This is a genomic window from Deinococcus aquaticus, from assembly GCF_028622095.1.
GTDB lineage: Bacteria > Deinococcota > Deinococci > Deinococcales > Deinococcaceae > Deinococcus > Deinococcus aquaticus.
Genome location: NZ_CP115165.1, coordinates 290,188 through 305,646, shown reverse-complemented (window position 1 = coordinate 305,646; position 15,459 = coordinate 290,188). Strand labels below are relative to the sequence as shown.

Annotated in this window: 14 protein-coding genes and 1 tRNA gene; 11 read left to right on the top strand and 4 right to left on the bottom strand. The window is 69.1% G+C overall.

Translation table 11 applies throughout. The features are described 5' to 3' along the window. Nucleotides 1-98 precede the first annotated feature (98 nt). From M8445_RS01495 to M8445_RS01465, 7 genes are all read left to right on the top strand, one after another. Complete coding sequence (locus tag M8445_RS01495) at nt 99-2,114, top strand: M14 family zinc carboxypeptidase (RefSeq protein ID WP_273989173.1); 2,016 nt, start codon at nt 99-101, stop codon at nt 2,112-2,114. A 458-nt stretch (nt 2,115-2,572) separates the two neighbouring features. Next, nucleotides 2,573-3,496, top strand: a complete 924-nt coding sequence (gene argF, locus M8445_RS01490; RefSeq protein WP_273990799.1) for an ornithine carbamoyltransferase — start codon at nt 2,573-2,575, stop codon at nt 3,494-3,496. Further along, nucleotides 3,496-4,014: a GNAT family N-acetyltransferase gene (locus tag M8445_RS01485; protein WP_273989172.1), complete on the top strand. Its 519-nt coding sequence runs from the start codon at nt 3,496-3,498 to the stop codon at nt 4,012-4,014. Before argF ends, M8445_RS01485 begins: the two co-directional genes overlap by 1 nt. Beyond that, entirely contained in the window at nt 4,011-4,532 is a 522-nt protein-coding gene (locus M8445_RS01480; protein WP_273989170.1) for an NUDIX hydrolase, read from the top strand. The genes M8445_RS01485 and M8445_RS01480 overlap by 4 nt, the downstream gene beginning before the upstream one ends. A gap of 103 nt (nt 4,533-4,635) precedes the next feature. Further along, entirely contained in the window at nt 4,636-5,559 is a 924-nt protein-coding gene (gene argC, locus M8445_RS01475) for an N-acetyl-gamma-glutamyl-phosphate reductase (protein ID WP_273989169.1), read from the top strand. Between the two features lies 1 nt (nt 5,560). Further along, nucleotides 5,561-6,397 (top strand): shikimate 5-dehydrogenase, encoded by an 837-nt coding sequence (locus tag M8445_RS01470; protein ID WP_273989168.1) that lies wholly within the window; start codon nt 5,561-5,563, stop codon nt 6,395-6,397. 118 nt (nt 6,398-6,515) lie between these two features. Continuing rightward, nucleotides 6,516-7,067: a hypothetical protein gene (locus M8445_RS01465; protein WP_273989166.1), complete on the top strand. Its 552-nt coding sequence runs from the start codon at nt 6,516-6,518 to the stop codon at nt 7,065-7,067. Nucleotides 7,068-7,088: 21 nt separating this feature from the next. On the opposite strand, the gene M8445_RS01460 is transcribed toward M8445_RS01465, so the two are convergent. From M8445_RS01460 to M8445_RS01450, 3 genes are all read right to left on the bottom strand, one after another. Further along, the gene (locus tag M8445_RS01460; RefSeq protein WP_273990798.1) at nt 7,089-7,847 is read right to left on the bottom strand and encodes a segregation and condensation protein A; all 759 of its coding nucleotides are present in this window, start codon (nt 7,845-7,847) and stop codon (nt 7,089-7,091) included. 59 nt (nt 7,848-7,906) lie between these two features. Further along, entirely contained in the window at nt 7,907-8,905 is a 999-nt protein-coding gene (gene trpS / locus M8445_RS01455) for a tryptophan--tRNA ligase (RefSeq protein WP_273989165.1), read from the bottom strand. A gap of 248 nt (nt 8,906-9,153) precedes the next feature. Next, nucleotides 9,154-11,055: a peptidylprolyl isomerase gene (locus M8445_RS01450; protein ID WP_273989163.1), complete on the bottom strand. Its 1,902-nt coding sequence runs from the start codon at nt 11,053-11,055 to the stop codon at nt 9,154-9,156. A gap of 40 nt (nt 11,056-11,095) precedes the next feature. On the opposite strand from M8445_RS01450, the gene M8445_RS01445 reads away from it, so the two are divergent. After that, nucleotides 11,096-11,172: transfer RNA gene (locus tag M8445_RS01445), tRNA-Arg, on the top strand. A gap of 248 nt (nt 11,173-11,420) precedes the next feature. Then, nucleotides 11,421-12,422, top strand: a complete 1,002-nt coding sequence (locus M8445_RS01440) for an SIS domain-containing protein (RefSeq protein ID WP_273989162.1) — start codon at nt 11,421-11,423, stop codon at nt 12,420-12,422. A gap of 89 nt (nt 12,423-12,511) precedes the next feature. Here M8445_RS01440 and M8445_RS01435 read toward each other — a convergent pair whose 3' ends face one another. Further along, nucleotides 12,512-13,474 (bottom strand): homoserine dehydrogenase, encoded by a 963-nt coding sequence (locus M8445_RS01435; protein ID WP_273989161.1) that lies wholly within the window; start codon nt 13,472-13,474, stop codon nt 12,512-12,514. A 260-nt stretch (nt 13,475-13,734) separates the two neighbouring features. On the opposite strand from M8445_RS01435, the gene prfA reads away from it, so the two are divergent. Next, nucleotides 13,735-14,853, top strand: coding sequence for a peptide chain release factor 1 (gene prfA / locus M8445_RS01430; RefSeq protein WP_273989159.1), 1,119 nt, complete (start codon nt 13,735-13,737; stop codon nt 14,851-14,853). Further along, on the top strand, nt 14,840-15,334 hold the full coding sequence (locus M8445_RS01425) for an NUDIX hydrolase (protein ID WP_273989158.1): 495 nt from the start codon (nt 14,840-14,842) through the stop codon (nt 15,332-15,334). Before prfA ends, M8445_RS01425 begins: the two co-directional genes overlap by 14 nt. The last annotated feature ends 125 nt before the right edge of the window (nt 15,335-15,459 follow it).

Genomic DNA, 15,459 nt, shown 5'->3' with positions numbered 1-15,459 from the left:
GGTGTTACAGTGTGCGGGTACCTGTCAATTCACCTGCACCCCGCCGACGCGGCCGACCGCTGCGCCCAGCGTGCCGTGCCCCTTTCTCCGGAGGTTTCATGCGTCGATTCACGAACGGCCCGGCCCTGTCCCTGATCCTGAGTGCGTCCCTGCTGCTGGGCGCGTGCTCGCAGACCCCGCAACCCGTGGCGGCCGCACCGGCCGGCGGGACCGGCACCCTGATCGCCACTGCCGACGAGTGCAGCGCCTTCGCGCAGAACCCGGTCGTGGTATCCCGCATCGAATTCAGGACGCAGCGCGACTGGCTGGACATCGTGAAGACCTTCGAACCGGTCGGCGGCAGCCTGGAAGAAGGCTTCGTACTGCTGGACGTGGGCAAGGAAGACTTCGAACGGCTGCGCGTCACGGGCCTGACGCGCGGCTGGACCGTGCAGATAGACGCCAGGGAAACGCAGCGGCACAGCGCCTCCCTGAAAAACCCGCTGGGCGCCCTGAGCATCAGCGGCTACTCCTGCTACCGCACCGTCGAGGAGACGTACACCAGCGCCCAGAACCTCGCCGCGCAGTACCCGAACCTCGCCACCTGGAGCAGCATCGGGCCCACGTGGCTGAAAAGCAAGGCGCGCGGCGGGTACGACATGAACGTCCTGAAACTCACGAACCGCAGCGTGACCGGCACCAAACCCCGCCTGCTGATCACGGCGTCCATCCACGCGCGCGAGTACACGCCCGCCGAGCTCAGCACCCGCTTCGCGGAGTACCTGCTCGCCAACTACGGGCAGGACGCCGACGTCACCTGGATGCTCGACACGCAGGAAGTCTGGCTGGTCCTCCAGAGCAACCCGGACGGCCGCAAGAAAGCCGAGGCGGGCGCGTCCTGGAGGAAGAACGCGAACGACACGCAGGCCTGCGCGAACGGCCTGTTCGGCACGGACCTGAACCGCAACTTCAATTACGCCTGGGGAACCGGCGGGTCCAGCGCCGATCCCTGCAACGAGACGTACAAGGGCGTCAGCGCCGGCTCCGAGATCGAGACGCAGAACCTCCAGAACCTCATCAAGGCTGCCTTTGCCGACAGCCGTGGCCCCGCCCGCACGGACGCTGCGCCCGCCAGCACGCCCGGCGTGTACATCGACGTTCACAGTTACTCCAAGCTGGTCCTGTGGCCCTGGGGCGACACCAGCACGGTCGCCCCGAACGGCGCGGCGCTGCAATCCCTGGGCCGCAAACTCGCCTACTTCAACGGCTACACCCCCGAGCAGTCCATCGGCCTGTACCCCACCAGCGGCACCACGAACGACTTCGCGTACGGTGAACTGGGCGTCGCCTCGTACACCATCGAACTGGGCACCGCGTTCTTCGAGCCATGCAGCACCTTCACCGGCACCACCCTCCCGCAGAACCAGGCGGCGCTGCTGTACGCCCTGCGCGTGGCCCGTGCCCCCTACCAGCTGGGCAGCGGCCCGGACAGCGTGAGCGTCAGCGCGCCCGCCAGCGTCGCCACGGGCGGCACGTTCACCCTGAGCGCCAGCGCCACGAACACCCGCTTCAACACCAGCAACGGCGCCGAGCCCGCCCGCACGGTCACCGCCGCCGAGTACTTCATCGACACGCCCCCCTGGGCTGGCGGGACGCCCACCGCCATGACCGCCACCGACGGCACCTTCAACACCGCCACCGAGGCGGTGCGGGCCACCGTGTCCACTGCCGGCCTGAGCGCCGGGAAGCACACCATCTACGTCCGCGCCAGGAACAACAGCGGCACGTCCGGGCCGGTCTCGGCGGTGTTCGTCACGGTGGGCGGCACCACCCCGCCGCCCGCCGGCACCACGTACGCCGGCACGGTCGCTGCCGCCGGGAACTCCTACCAGCCTGGCACGGCCGGCTTCAGCTACGCGGGCGGCACGCTGAAAGGCAACCTGAGCGCCGCTGCGGGCACGGACTTCGACCTGTACCTGCAGAAACTCTCGGGCAGCACCTGGACGCAGGTGGCGGCCAGCGAGGGCAGCACCAGCACCGAGGCGATCACCTACGCGGCCACCAGCGGCACGTACCGCTGGCGCGTGTACGCCTACAGCGGCAGCGGCAGCTACAGCCTCACCGAAACGAAGTAATACGGACTCCAATTGAATGGTTCGCAAAAACCATTCAATCCGAGCGGAGCGAGTGAGAGCAGAGCGGATTCCGGGAGTGGAGTTGGCAACCCGGTGCCCTTGCGGGTTGTGAACGAAACGGACGGAGTCCGTATCAGGCAAGGGGCGTGCGGGAGGTGGTGTTCGCTGCCTCCTGCTTCCCGCGCACCGCATCCCGGTCTGCATGTCCAGTCATCCAGAATGCATATTCATGCGCTGCGCACCGGGGGTGAGGCTGAGCTGACGCGAAGCGGGTATACTCCTCGCCTATGACGAAGGTCGCCCCAACGAAGAAAACCCAGGCCAAGGCCAGCGCCGCCCCGAAAAAAACCGTGGCGGGGCGCAAACCTGTCACGAAAAAAGATGCAGTCGCAGCGCAGGCCACCGCGCCAGTCGCTGCGCCCGCGCTGCTCACCCAGGACACCCTGCCCAGACCCGTCATGGCCGGGCGTGACTTCCTGAGCAACCTCGACATGACCGCTGCTGAGCTGCGCGCCGTACTGGACACCGCGCACTCCATGAAACGCGGCGAGTGGCGCGCCGTGAAACCTCTGGCGGGCCTGAGCATCGCGCTGGTGTTCGAGAAGGCCAGCCTGCGCACCCGCACCACCTTCGACGTGGGCATGTACCAGCTCGGCGGGCACGCCATCACCCTCTCGAACACCGAGATCGGCCTCGGCACCCGCGAACGCGTGTCCGACGTCGCGCGTAACCTGGAGCGCTGGGTGGACGCCGTCATGGGCCGCGTGTACCTCCAGCAGACCCTCCAGGAACTCGCGCAGCACGCCAGCGTCCCCGTCATCAACGGCCTCTCGGACATGCTGCACCCCGCGCAACTGCTGGCGGACTACCAGACCATCGAGGAAGAATTCGGCACTGACCTCACGGGCCGCCGCGTCGTGTACATCGGTGACGGCAACAACCTCGCCAACAGCCACATCCACATGGGCATCCTGACCGGCACCGACGTCACCATCGTCACCCCCGTCGGGTACGAACCGAACGCCGGAGTCCTCATGGACGCCGTGCGCGCCGGCGTGAACATCACCCTCACCAACGACCTCGCCGCCATCGCCGGAGCCGACGTGCTGTACACCGACGTGTGGATCAGCATGGGCCAGGAAGCCGAGGCCGACATCCGCCGCCGCGCCTTCCAGGGCTACCAGGTCACCCCGGAAATGCTGGATACCCTCGCCCCGCACGGCATCTTCCTGCACTGCCTGCCCGCCCACTACGGCGAGGAAACCGTTCCCGAAGCCACCGAACACCCCAAGAGCCGCGTGTTCGATCAGGCTGAGAACCGCCTGCACGCCCAGAAAGCCCTGATGTACCACGTCATGGGCGACCTGAAACCCCGCTGGTAATGACCACCCTCACCACCCCCCGCCTGACCCTCCGGCCACTGACACCGGACGACCTGCCCTCCGTCCTGGCGTACCGCAACGACCCGCAGGTCGCGCAGTACCAGGGCTGGGCGCTGCCCGCCACGCTGGACTCGGTGGCGGGCCTCGTGTCCGGCGCGCCGCTGGGTTCGCCCGGCTGCGTGCAGCGCGCCGTCACCCTGCCCGGCGGCGAGGTCATCGGTGACGTCGCCCTGAACACCCAGGGATCACAGGCGGAAGTCGGCGTGACCCTCGCCCGCCACGCCCAGGGGCACGGGTACGCCCGCGAGGCCCTGCACGCCCTCATCACACACGCCTTCACCGACCTTGGCGTGCACCGCGTTCACGCCAGCATCGACCCGCGCAACGCGGCGGTCGCGGCGCTGCTGATCCGCCTGGGCTTCCGGCATGAGGGCACCAGCCTCCAGAGTTACCTGCACCGGGGCGAATGGACGGACGACGCCGCGTACGCCGTCCTGGCCTCAGAATGGACAGCATGACGGCAGCGGAGGCACAGCAGGAATGGCTCGACCTCGTCAATGACCACGACGAGGTCATCGGCGCGGTCACCCGCGAGGACGCCTATGCGCGCGGCCTGACCTTCCGCGTCATCAACGCGTTTCTGGTCAACCGGGCGGGCCAGCTGTGGATTCCGCGCCGCACTGCGCACAAACGCCTGTTCCCCGGCTGCCTGGACATGAGCGTCGGCGGGCACGTGGAACGCGGCGAGACGTACGAACAGGCCTTCCGGCGCGAGACGCAGGAGGAACTGAACCTGAACATGGACGACCTCCCCTGGCAGCAGATCGCCAGCTTTGGCCCACGCGACGGCCTGAGTGCTTTCATGCATGTCTACGAACTGCGCCGCGACGACCCGCCCACCTTCAACCCCGACGATTTCAGCAGCGCCGAATGGCTCACGCCCGCCGAACTCATCCGGCGCATCGAACAGGGCGACCCGGCCAAGGGCGACCTGAAGCGGCTCGTGCAGCTGTGCTACGGGGTGGGCCGTGCATGACGTGCCGCCTCTGCCAGACGCACCTGAAACCAGGGATGTCCCTGGCTATGACACTCGAACGCCTGCACGCGCAGGTCACGCAGTCTCTGATGGAGAATCAATCATGACAGTCCCCAGGGTATTTATTGATGGTGAGGCCGGAACGACCGGCTTGCAGATCCGGCAGCGGCTGGAGGGCCGCGCGGATATCGAGTTGCTGAGTATCGACCCGGCGCGGCGGAAGGACAGCGCGGCGCGGGCGGAGTTGCTGAACGCGGCGGACGTGTCGATCCTGTGCCTGCATGACGACGCGGCGCGCGAGGCGGTCACGCTGACGACGAACCCGGCGGCGCGGCTGCTGGATGCGAGTACGGCGCACCGGGTGAATCCGGCGTGGGTATTCGGCTTTCCGGAACTGAACGCGGGGCAGGCGGACGCGATCCGCGCGGCGCGGTTCGTGGCGAACCCCGGCTGTTACAGCACGGGCGCGATCTCGCTGCTGGCGCCGCTGACGGGCGCGGGCCTGATACCGGCGGATTTCCCGGTCAGTATCCAGGGGTACAGCGGGTACACGGGCGGGGGCCGGGCGCTGGTGGACGCGCATGAGAAGAACGAACCGCACGCGATGAAGGGCGAGTTTCTGAGTTACGCGCTGGGGCTGGGGCACAAGCACATCCCCGAGACGATGCGCTACGGGGGCCTGAGCCGCACGCCGGTGTTCACGCCGAACGTGGGCGCGTGGGCGCAGGGCATGACCGTGACCATCCCGCTGCACCTGCGCGAGCTGGGCACCACCCCGGACGCGCTGCAAGCGGCATTGGCGGCGCATTACGCCGGGCAGCCGTACGTGCGCGTGTTCGACATGGCCGACAACCCGGAGGTGCTGGACCCGCAGACCCTGAACGGCACGAACGACCTGGAACTGTTCGTGTACGCCTCGGGGGACGGCGAGCGGGTGCTGCTGGCCGCGCGGCTGGATAACCTCGGGAAGGGCGCGGGCGGGGCGGCCGTGCAGAACCTCAATCTGATGCTGGGCCTGGAGGGCTGAGATGGGCTCCGGCGCGAGCAAGCTGGACATCGACCGCGAGACGACGCTGTGCATGAGCGTCTCGGCCCGTCCCAGCAACTTCGGGACGCGGTTTCACAATCACCTGTACGCGGCGCTGGGCCTGAACTTCGTGTACAAGGCCTTCGGCGTGCAGGACATCGCGGGCGTCGTGGCGGGCCTCCGGGCGCTGGGCGTGCGCGGCTGCGCGGTCAGCATGCCGTTCAAGGAGGCCGTGATTCCGCTGCTGGACGAACTGGACGCCTCGGCGGCCGCCATCGGGTCCGTGAACACCATCGTGAACACGGGCGGGCACCTGAAAGCCTTCAACACGGATTACACCGCCATTCAGATCCTGATCGAACGGCACGCGCTGAACCGCGACAGGCGGGTGGTGCTGCGCGGTAGCGGCGGCATGGGCAAGGCCGTAGCGAGCGCCCTGCGGGACGCGGGCTTCACGCGCGGCGTGATCGTCGCCCGCAATGAGAGGGCCGGGTGTGAACTCGCCGGGAGGTGCGGCTGGGATTGGCAGCCCACCACGCCCGACGTTCAGGACGGTGACCTGCTCGTGAACGTCACGCCGCTGGGCATGGCGGGCGGCGCGGACGAACACACGCTGGCCTTCACGCCCGAGCAGATCGCGCGCGCGGGCACGGTGTTCGACGTGGTCGCCCTGCCCAGCGAGACGCCCCTGATCGTGGAGGCGCGGCGGCAGGGGAGACCCGTCGTGACCGGTCTGGAGGTCGTGGCGCTCCAGGCGCTGGAGCAGTTCGTGCTGTACACCGGTGTGCGCCCGTCAGACGAGCAGGTGCAGGCGGCGGTCGCATTCGCGCGCACCTGATCTGGACTCCTCTTGCCCCCTTGAAATGACCGGCCGGATAGGGTGAAGTCTGCTCAGGTCCGGCCGGTCGCGTGGTGCGCGGCGGGCAGGTCCGGGCGTCCTGGGGCTGGTCGGGTGCGTGCCGACCTCGTCCGTGATTCCCAGCGCCTTCACGGACTTCAGTGACGCGCAGCAGGCCGCGATCTGCGCCGCGTCGCCGCGCGTGGGGCCGATGGGCATCTTGGAGTACGGAACGGGCGCGGCATCCGGGAGCGTGCCGCCGGACTACGCCCTGAACTGCCCGGACCTGCGCGTGACCGCAGAACGCTGGACCGTGACCGTCTGGGCGCCCACGTTCACGGCCGCGCTGGCCGCGTTCGCGCCGGACGCAGAGTTCCTGACGTACTACGCGGACCTGCGCGTGCGCGTCACCGACGGACAGGTAACGGCCGATCCGACCGACTCGGTCCCGGAAGCGTTGCTGGACGAGGTGCGGCGCGTGACCGTGACCGTCACGCCGCTGGGTGGGCCAGCGCAACCGGTCCTGCGGGGTGGGGTGGTCACGCCCGTCACGCTGGAACCCGGCGCGACCTACCGCATCGACATCCGCACGGACCGCACGCCGAACCCCTGGCCGTCCGTGACGCTCGACCCGGCGTCCGGGACGGTGCAGGCGCAACTGGCCCGCTGACCTCCGCCCCCCGACCCTGGTTCAGTCAGCGTCGCTGGCCTCGCGCAGATGGGACTGCACCTGAATGTCCCCGTAGGTTTCGGCCTGCTGCACGCTGAAGTTGCCTTCCTTGACCCCTTCCAGCAGCGCGGCGAAGTAGGTGGTCTGTTCGCCCCAGTCCTGGGTGGGGATGCCCCGGAACGTGAAGGTCCGCAGGCGCGTGCCGAAGGCGCGCAGGGCGCCCAGCGCGTCGGCCAGGGTCAGGCGGTCGCGGGCCAGCAGGGGCACCTCGACCTGACGCACGGCGTTCTGCGCGGCCTTCACAAGCCGGGCGAGGCTGCCCTGCGGGTTGCGGGGGCGTTCGCGGCGCGGCAGGTTCAGCGGCGCGGCCTGCGCGGGGATCAGGCCCTCGCGTTCGCGGCGGCGGGCCGCCAGGAAGCCCACCAGTGCGTCCAGTTCCGCCAGGGCCTCCACGCCCCCCAGCACGTCGTCCAGCGACTCGTCCCACTCGCCGCCCGGTTCGGGGTCGTCCGGCTCAGGTTGCGGGAGCAGCAGCCGGGCTTTCAGGGCGATCACGGCGGCCAGGGTGGGCAGCAGGTCCGGCGAGGCGCTCAGAGGGCCGCCCGTCACGGCCTGCGCCCAGGCCAGCACGTCCCGCGTGAGGCGCAGCAGTGGCACCTCGCCCGGCCCGACCCGCCCGGTCCTGAGGGCCGACGCGAGGTCCGTCAGGCTGCCCGTGAACGCCGGGAGCGACACGGTAAACCCAGCCCCGGCCGGAAGCGGCGGGGCAGGGGAGGGCAGGGTGGGCGCGGCGGTCACGGGGGCGGTGGTCACAGGGGCGGCGGTCAAGGGGACGGCACTCAGAGTTTCAGGAAGCCGACCTTCTCGCGCACTTCCTCCATGATCGGCTGCGCGGTGGCGCGGGCTTCCCTGGCTCCCTGCGCGAGCGCGTCACGCACGAAGTCCGGGTCGGCCTTCAGCGCCTCGGCCCGCTCGTGGATGGGGCTCAGGTGCTCGGTCATGCCGGCCAGCAGCGTCTTCTTGCAGTCGATGCAGCCGATCCCGGCCGTGCGGCACCCGGCGTCCACGGTCTGCAACGTATCCAGGTCGCTGAACAGCTTGTGGTAATCGAAGATCAGGCACACGTCCGGGTTGCCGGGGTCGGTGCGGCGCACGCGGGCCGGGTCGGTCGGCGCGACCCGCAGTTTCTGCCAGATGGCGTCCAGCGGTTCCAGAATCCCGATGGTGCTGCCCGGGCCCTTGCTCTTGCCCATCTTGCCGTTGCCGTCCACGCCGGGAATCCGCAGGGCCTGCTTCTCGTACACGGCTTTCGGTTCCGGGAAGGTTTCCCCGAACGCGTGGTTGAACTTCCGGGCGATCTCGCGCGTCAGTTCGATGTGCTGCGTCTGGTCCTCACCGACCGGCACGGTATCGGCCTTGTACAGCAGGATGTCGGCGGCCATCAGGGCCGGGTACATCAGCAGGCCTGCCGGAATGCTCTCCAGCTGCTCGGACTTGTCCTTGTACTGCGTCATGCGTTCCAGCTCACCCACCGGCGTCAGGGTCGTGAAGATCCACGCGAGTTCCTGATGCTCCGGTACGTGCGACTGCACGAAGAACGTCACCCGGCTCGGGTCGAGGCCCACGGCGAAGTTCGCCAGCGCCATCTCGAAGGTCCGCTGCGCCAGCAGCGCCGGCTCGAACGACGCGGGGTTCGTGATGGCGTGCAGGTCTACCACGCAGTAGATGGAGTTCTTCCCGAACTCCTCACCCAGCCGCACGTAGTTACGCATGGCCCCGAAGTAATTTCCGATGTGAGGCTCACCGGTTGGCTGGATTCCTGAAAAGACACGCGGCATAACCCCGTGACTCTACAGCATTTGCCATAAAGAAGGTCTCTTTATGGCCGAGCAGAGCGAGTGAATTTGACCGAGCAGGACGGAGAATGGAGGCGTCAGGAGTCCTTTTTCCTGATGCCGTAATTCGGAGAACTGCTCTAGCGGGCGCCGCCCACGAAAAGCAGGTGGCCCCGCGTGCGAGCCGTTCATCCGGCCCGGCGGCACGAAAAAGCCCCGCGCAGAGCGGGGCCGGAACAGGGGAGGGAAGGTTACTGGTCGGCGGGGGCGGTCGCCGGGGTTTCGCCTTCCGTGGCGGGCGTCGTGCTGTCCGTGGCGGGCGCGGCGCTGTCCTGACCGGTGCTGTCTTCGGTCTTGGGGGCGGCCTTGGGCGCGGCGGCGTCCACGCGCTTTTGCTGCGCGGCCAGCACGGTCTTGAGGTTGTCCTTGGCTTTCAGGGTGGCGACCTGCGCGGCCAGGAACTTCTGGCCTTCCTCACCCTGCTTCTGCGCCAGCACCTGCGACCTGATCTGCGCGCTCACGGCGCTGAGGGGCTGGGTGGCGGCGGCCTTCAGGTCCGTCACGTACGCCACCGAGTACCGCTCCCCGACCTTAACGGGGTCGCTCAGGCTGCCCTCGCCCGCGTCGCGCAGGTCCTTCGCTGTGAACACGGCGGCGTTCAGGGCCTCGTCCAGTTTGCCGTCGCCGGCCGTCACCTGACCGCGCTCGCTGAGGGTCCCGCCGGCCTTCACGGCGGCGGCGCTGAACTCGGCCTCGCCGTCGTAGCTGTCCCGGAACGCCAGCGCCCTGGCTTCGTCCTTGAAGCTGACTTCGAACACGGTGCCGCTGGCGGGCGTCTGGAACTGCTCGGCGTTCTCCATGTAGAAGGCCTGCACCTCGGCGTCCGTGACCTTCACGTTGCGCGCGCCGTACGCGGCGATCCCGGCGGCAATTTCCTGCTGCGTGCCGGTCAGGTTCAGTTTCAGGCGTTCGGCGATGGTGGGCGCGGCGTACCCCTGGATCAGCTGCTGCACCACCTGGGGTTTCAGGATGGAGTTCACGAGCTGCGAGGCCTGCTCGGGCTGCACCTGCTGAAGCAGCGCCGAGAACTGCTGGTTGTTCACGACCTGCTCGATGGCCTTGGAGTACGGAATGTCCCGCCCGGCCACGGTCGCCACGGTGGGATCCTCGACCTTCCAGTTCAGGTCCTTGAACTCGATCTTGGCGTCTTTTTCCAGGCCGGCCACCCAGGCTTCCACGGCGGCGTTCTTCTTCTGCTCGTTCACGGCCGTGGCGATGTCGGTCTTCGCGTCCGCGAAGGGCTTGGCGGCGGGCGCGAGGTACTTCTCGACCTTCACGACGTAGAACTTGCCGCCGCTCTCGATCACGTCGGTCAGGCCGCCGTCGGTCAGGGCGAACGCGGCCGCGCCCACCTCGGCGGGCAGCGCCACCTGCGCCACGGGGCGCGGTGCGCCGTTCTCGATGGGGCCCAGCGCGCCGCTGCGGTCACCGAACTCGGTGCTGTTGGCCTTGGCGAGCGCGGCAAAGTCCGCGCCGCCCTGCGCCTGCTTCAGCAGGGCCTGCGCCTTGGCCTTGTCGGCCACGACGATCTGACGGCCCTGAATGCGGGCGTCCGTCTGGAACTTGCCGGGGTTCAGGTCGTAGTACGCCTGGAGTTCCGCGTCGGTCGCGGCGGGCACGGCCTTCTTGATCTCCTCGACGCGGCGCTCGACGGCCAGACTCTGGCGGACCTGCTCGCGGTACGAGCTGTCGGTCAGGCCGGCGCCCTGCAGCGCGTCCGTCCAGGCCTTGTTGTCGGTCAGCTGGTTGGCCTCGCGGACTTCCTTGACCTTGGCGGCCACGTCGGCGCGGCTGACCTTGACGCTCTTCACGGCGTTCTGCACCAGCGTCTGCTGAATCTGCTGCGCGACCACGAAGGTCTTGAAGTCGTCGCCCAGCACGCCGGTATCGGTGCTGGCCAGCACGGGGTTGGCACGGCGGGCCGCTTCGAGCGACTCGACGGTCACGGTCGTGCCGTTCACGGTCAGGGCGGGCGTGCCGGTCTGCCGGTTGAACAGCGAGCCCAGGTTCGGGGTGAACTGGTAGGCCATGCCCACCACCAGCAGCAGAGCCAGGACGCTCAGCAGGCCGTTCACGAGTTTCTTGTTTTTCACTTGATCTCCTTCATGTAAGGTGCTAGGGTACGCGAGCTATGCACTCGTAGCTCAGGTGGATAGAGCGTTGGCCTCCGAAGCCAAAGGCCACTGGTTCAAGTCCAGTCGAGTGCACCACAGAAGGTCCCAGAACGCCACCCTCGCGGGTGGTGTTTTTGTTGAGGGTTCCGCCCGCAGGGCGCAGGCCGTGACGGGGTTGTCTGGAGTCGCACGCGCCGGATTCTAGCACGCAAGATTAAGCGGGCGTGAAGCAGGAAACGGCGTCTGTAACATCCTTTTTCGCCGTCCGGGACACCCGCCCCCGGCCAGGGCGATTGCGGCGCGCCTCTCCACCTGCCGCCCCCGCGCCCTGTACGCTGTCACGCATGAGTGCCCCGATCAACCTCCTGACCCTGCTTGAAACGCTGCCCGGCTCGTACGCTGGCCCCGCCCGCCCCGACGAGGCTCCCTACGGCCTGGTCGGCGTGGGCGAGGGCGCCCTGGCCGCCGCCATCGCCCAGACCCTGATCGCCAGCAGCCTCACGCGCGGCGGCACGCAGTTCGTGCTCGGCAGCCCCGACGCCAGCGCCCTGGCCACCGATTACGCCGATCTGGCCGTCGTGGCCGGCGCGAACGCCCGCCGCGTCGCCACCGGCGGCACCCCCGAGGAGATCGACGTGCTGGTGCCCGGCGGCCCGCTCGCCACGTACCACTTCGCGCAGTTCGTCGCGCACGCCAGCGGCCACAGCGATGAGGCCGCCGCCGCCGACGCCCTGCTGGGCGACCTCGCCGGGCGCTGCGCCCCGCACGTCACCGAGAACAACCCCGCCCGCGACCTCGCCTGGAGCCTGTGGGGCCGCACGCCCCTGCTGCTTGCCGCGCCCGAAGCCGAGGCCCTCCCGCACGCGTGGCAGCACCTGCTGGCCCGCACCGGCAAGACCCTGAGCATCCCGGTGCTGGGCGACCCGCTGCCCTTCGTGACGGGTGCGTTCGAGGCGCAGCACGAGAAAGGCGACGCCCGGGTCGCCCTGATCCTCGGGGACGCCGACGACACCCTGATGCTGGCCCGCGAGATCCTCGAAAGCCGCATCGACGAGATCATCCACGTGCCCTACCCGGACGGCAGCAGCGGCTACCCCGCCGCGCTGGCCCTGTGGTACTTCGGCGCGTGGGTCGCTGCGTACCTTGCCGAACGTTACGAGGTCGAACCCGGCGACCTGCCCGTCCTGGGCCGCGCGCAGGGCGTCATGAGCGGCGAGGACCGCGAGAACGCCCGCCTCGCCGCGCCCCGCGACGACCTGCGACGCACCAACGTCCTGAAAGACTGGGCCGACGATCAGGACGTGGGCGACGTGGAACTCGACGAGGACGACTTCGACGACGAGTAATCCGTTTGCGGGGCGCGGGAGGCGGGACGCAGTGGTTCTCCACCGTGCCCTGCCTCCCCCGCCCCGCCCCCATCAGTGCAGGGGCCAGTTCAATGGAGAGGAACGTGTCCGGGGAAGCCAATGAGCAGGTCGAGCAGGTCGCCGACCATGGCGCTGGCGGTGACCATGCCGCCCGCGCCGCCCCCGGCGAAGATCAGGGTGCCGCACTCCTCCCCCTCGTAGACCATGGCGTTGCGGCTGGCTCCGGCGGTGCACAGCGGGTGAGTTTCGGGCAGGGACTGCGGGGCGACGCGGGCCTGCCACTCGCCGTTCACGGATTCGAGTTCCGCGACGAGTTTGATGCGTTCGCCGCGCTCGCGGGCGGCCTGGATGTCGGCCTGCGTGATGTGCTCAATGCCCTGCACCTGCACGCGGTCGTAGCGGAAGTTCCCGTCGGCGCAGAAGCGGGCCAGGACCGTGAGTTTGTGCGCGGTGTCGAAGCCGCCGACGTCCAGGGTGGGTGGGTCCTCGGCGTACCCGAGCGCCTGAGCTTCCGCGAGGGCCTGCGCGTAGTCCCGGCCCTGTTCCATCTGCGTCAGGATGTACAGGCAGGTGCCGTTCAGCACGGCCTGCAGGCGTGTGAAGGTGCTGGCGCGCAGCACGGTGCTCATGGGCCCGATGACGGGCGTGCCGGCCATCACGGACGCCTCGTAGTACAGTTTGCCGTTCAGGGCGTAGTCGCGCAGTTCGTCCCAGCATTCGGCCAGCAGCGCCTTGTTGGCCGTGATGACGGGCCGTCCGGAGCGCAGGTAGGGGCGCAGCATGGTCATGGGAAGTTCCACGCCGCCCATCGCCTCGATCACGACCTCGCACTCCTGCAGGAAGGCGGGGTCGGTGGTCAGGGGCGTCCCGGCCGGAATGCGGCGTTCGCGGGCCGTGTCGCGCACGAGGACGCCCACGACCTCGATGCGCACGCCCAGGTCCGCGAAGATCGCTTCACGGCGTTCGATCAGGTTCAGGACGTCCTGGCCCACGGTGCCACAGCCGAGCATGCCCACAGTCACGGTTCTCATGCGCCCGACTGTAGCGCCCGGTCCGCGCCGCGCCGGGGGGTCGGGATAGGTGTGGACGGCCCCGGCCTCTCAGGTTGCCTGAATGTGAAGCCTTTTCGTTGAAACCCCCAAGGTGCCGCGTGCAGCGTTCCGGTCCCGTTCAGGGTGGGACGCTAGACTGCGTTCATGTTTCCTGTGACCACCCTCCGCCCTGACCTTCACGGTCCCCCAGGGGCACGCCCGCGCGGGCACGCCTGCGGGGCGGCCCGGACCCCCACTCCATGAGCCGCCTGACGGAACTGGCCTCCGAGTTCGGCATGGTCGAGCGCGCCCTGGGTGACCCGGCCGCGCTGGCCGACACCCGCGAGTACGCCCGCCTGACCCGCCGCCACCGCGAACTGCTGCCCCTGGTCACGCTGCTGCGCGAACGTGACAGCGTACAGGCCGACCTGGACGGCGCGCGCGAACTGCTGACCGATCCGGACATGCGCGAACTGGCCGCCAGCGAGATTCCGCCCCTGGAAACCCGCCTGACGGACATCGAGGCGGAACTGGTGGTGCTGCTGCTGCCCACCGACCCCGACGACAGCCGGGACGTGATCCTGGAACTGCGCGCCGGGGCGGGCGGGGCCGAGGCAGGCCTGTTCGTCATGGACCTGCTGCGCATGTACACCCGCTACGTGGAAGGCGCGGGCCTGCGCCTGAACGTCCTGGACGCCAACGAGAGCGACCTGGGTGGGGCCAGCCGGGTCGTGGCGGAAGTCACGGGCGGCCCCGGCGCGCAGGGAGCCTTCCGGGCACTGCGCTGGGAACGCGGCGTTCACCGCGTGCAGCGCGTGCCCGCCACCGAGAGCCAGGGCCGCATCCACACGAGTACCGTCACGGTCGCCGTGCTGCCCGAAGTCGAGGAGGACGAGGTGCAACTCGACCTGTCCGAGGTCCGCATCGACGTGTTCCGCTCGCAGGGTGCGGGCGGGCAGGGCGTGAACACCACCGACTCGGCCGTGCGCGCCGTGTACCGCGCCGGCACGCCCGACGAGATCATGGTCGTCTGCCAGGACGGCCGCTCGCAGATCAAGAACCGCGAGAAGGCCCTGGTGGTCCTCGCCTCGCGCCTCGCCGAGCGCGAACGCGCCGCCCGCGAGGAACGCGAACGCTCGCAGCGGGCCTCGCAGGTCGGCAGTGGCGACCGCAGCGAGAAGATTCGCACGTACAACTACCCACAGAACCGTGTGACCGATCACCGCCTCGAAGGCGACGACAAGAACTACCCGCTCGACAGCGTGATCGCCGGGAACGTCGCGCCCGTCGTGGCGGCCCTGGCCCGCGCGCAGCGTGAACTGCAACTCATGGACATGGCCGCCCGCGACGCCCAGGAGACCCCGCATGGCGCGGCGTGACCTGCTGGTCGCCGCCGGGATCCTGCGCGACCGCTTCGGGCGGGTGCTGCTGGTCGGGAACGACTGGCAGGGCCACGGGCGCGTGCGCCACACCCTGCCCGGCGGGGTCGTGGAACCCGGCGAGACCCTCCCGGAAGCGCTGTACCGCGAGATCTTCGAGGAAACCGGCCTGAAACTCACAGGCATCAAGCACATGGCCTACACCGTGCATATCGAGGACGAGCGGCGCGGCGAGCGCGCCATCGCCGTGGCGTTCGAGGCCACCTGGGACGGCCTGCTGAACCCCGCCGACCCGGACGGCTTCATTGTCGAGGCGCGCTTCTGCACCCTGGAAGAGGCGCTGGACCTGATCGAATCCCCGCCCATGCGTGAGCCCCTGAGCGACTTCCTGAAAACCGGCGAACCCGGGCGCTTCTACGCCTTCAAAGGCTGGGACGGGCGGGGAGGACTGCGCATACCGGCGCTGAAACCCCGCCCGTAAGCGTTGCGGCAGGTTCAACGCAGCAGAGCAGGCTCCCTGTCCGTGTGAAAGGGAGCCTGCTCTGCTGCTGCGGGTCAGTGTGCGGCGGGGGAGACCCGCTCTCCATCAGCCCTGGCCCCCGTCAG

Coding starts and splice junctions, on each gene's coding strand:
- M8445_RS01440 (WP_273989162.1), top strand. CDS start 11,421: ATGAGTGCCCCGATCAACCTCCTGACCCTGCTTGAAACGCTGCCCGGC.
- argC (WP_273989169.1), top strand. CDS start 4,636: ATGACAGTCCCCAGGGTATTTATTGATGGTGAGGCCGGAACGACCGGC.
- M8445_RS01435 (WP_273989161.1), bottom strand. CDS start 13,474: ATGAGAACCGTGACTGTGGGCATGCTCGGCTGTGGCACCGTGGGCCAG.
- M8445_RS01495 (WP_273989173.1), top strand. CDS start 99: ATGCGTCGATTCACGAACGGCCCGGCCCTGTCCCTGATCCTGAGTGCG.
- M8445_RS01425 (WP_273989158.1), top strand. CDS start 14,840: ATGGCGCGGCGTGACCTGCTGGTCGCCGCCGGGATCCTGCGCGACCGC.
- trpS (WP_273989165.1), bottom strand. CDS start 8,905: ATGCCGCGTGTCTTTTCAGGAATCCAGCCAACCGGTGAGCCTCACATC.
- M8445_RS01480 (WP_273989170.1), top strand. CDS start 4,011: ATGACGGCAGCGGAGGCACAGCAGGAATGGCTCGACCTCGTCAATGAC.
- M8445_RS01470 (WP_273989168.1), top strand. CDS start 5,561: ATGGGCTCCGGCGCGAGCAAGCTGGACATCGACCGCGAGACGACGCTG.
- argF (WP_273990799.1), top strand. CDS start 2,573: ATGGCCGGGCGTGACTTCCTGAGCAACCTCGACATGACCGCTGCTGAG.
- M8445_RS01485 (WP_273989172.1), top strand. CDS start 3,496: ATGACCACCCTCACCACCCCCCGCCTGACCCTCCGGCCACTGACACCG.
- prfA (WP_273989159.1), top strand. CDS start 13,735: ATGAGCCGCCTGACGGAACTGGCCTCCGAGTTCGGCATGGTCGAGCGC.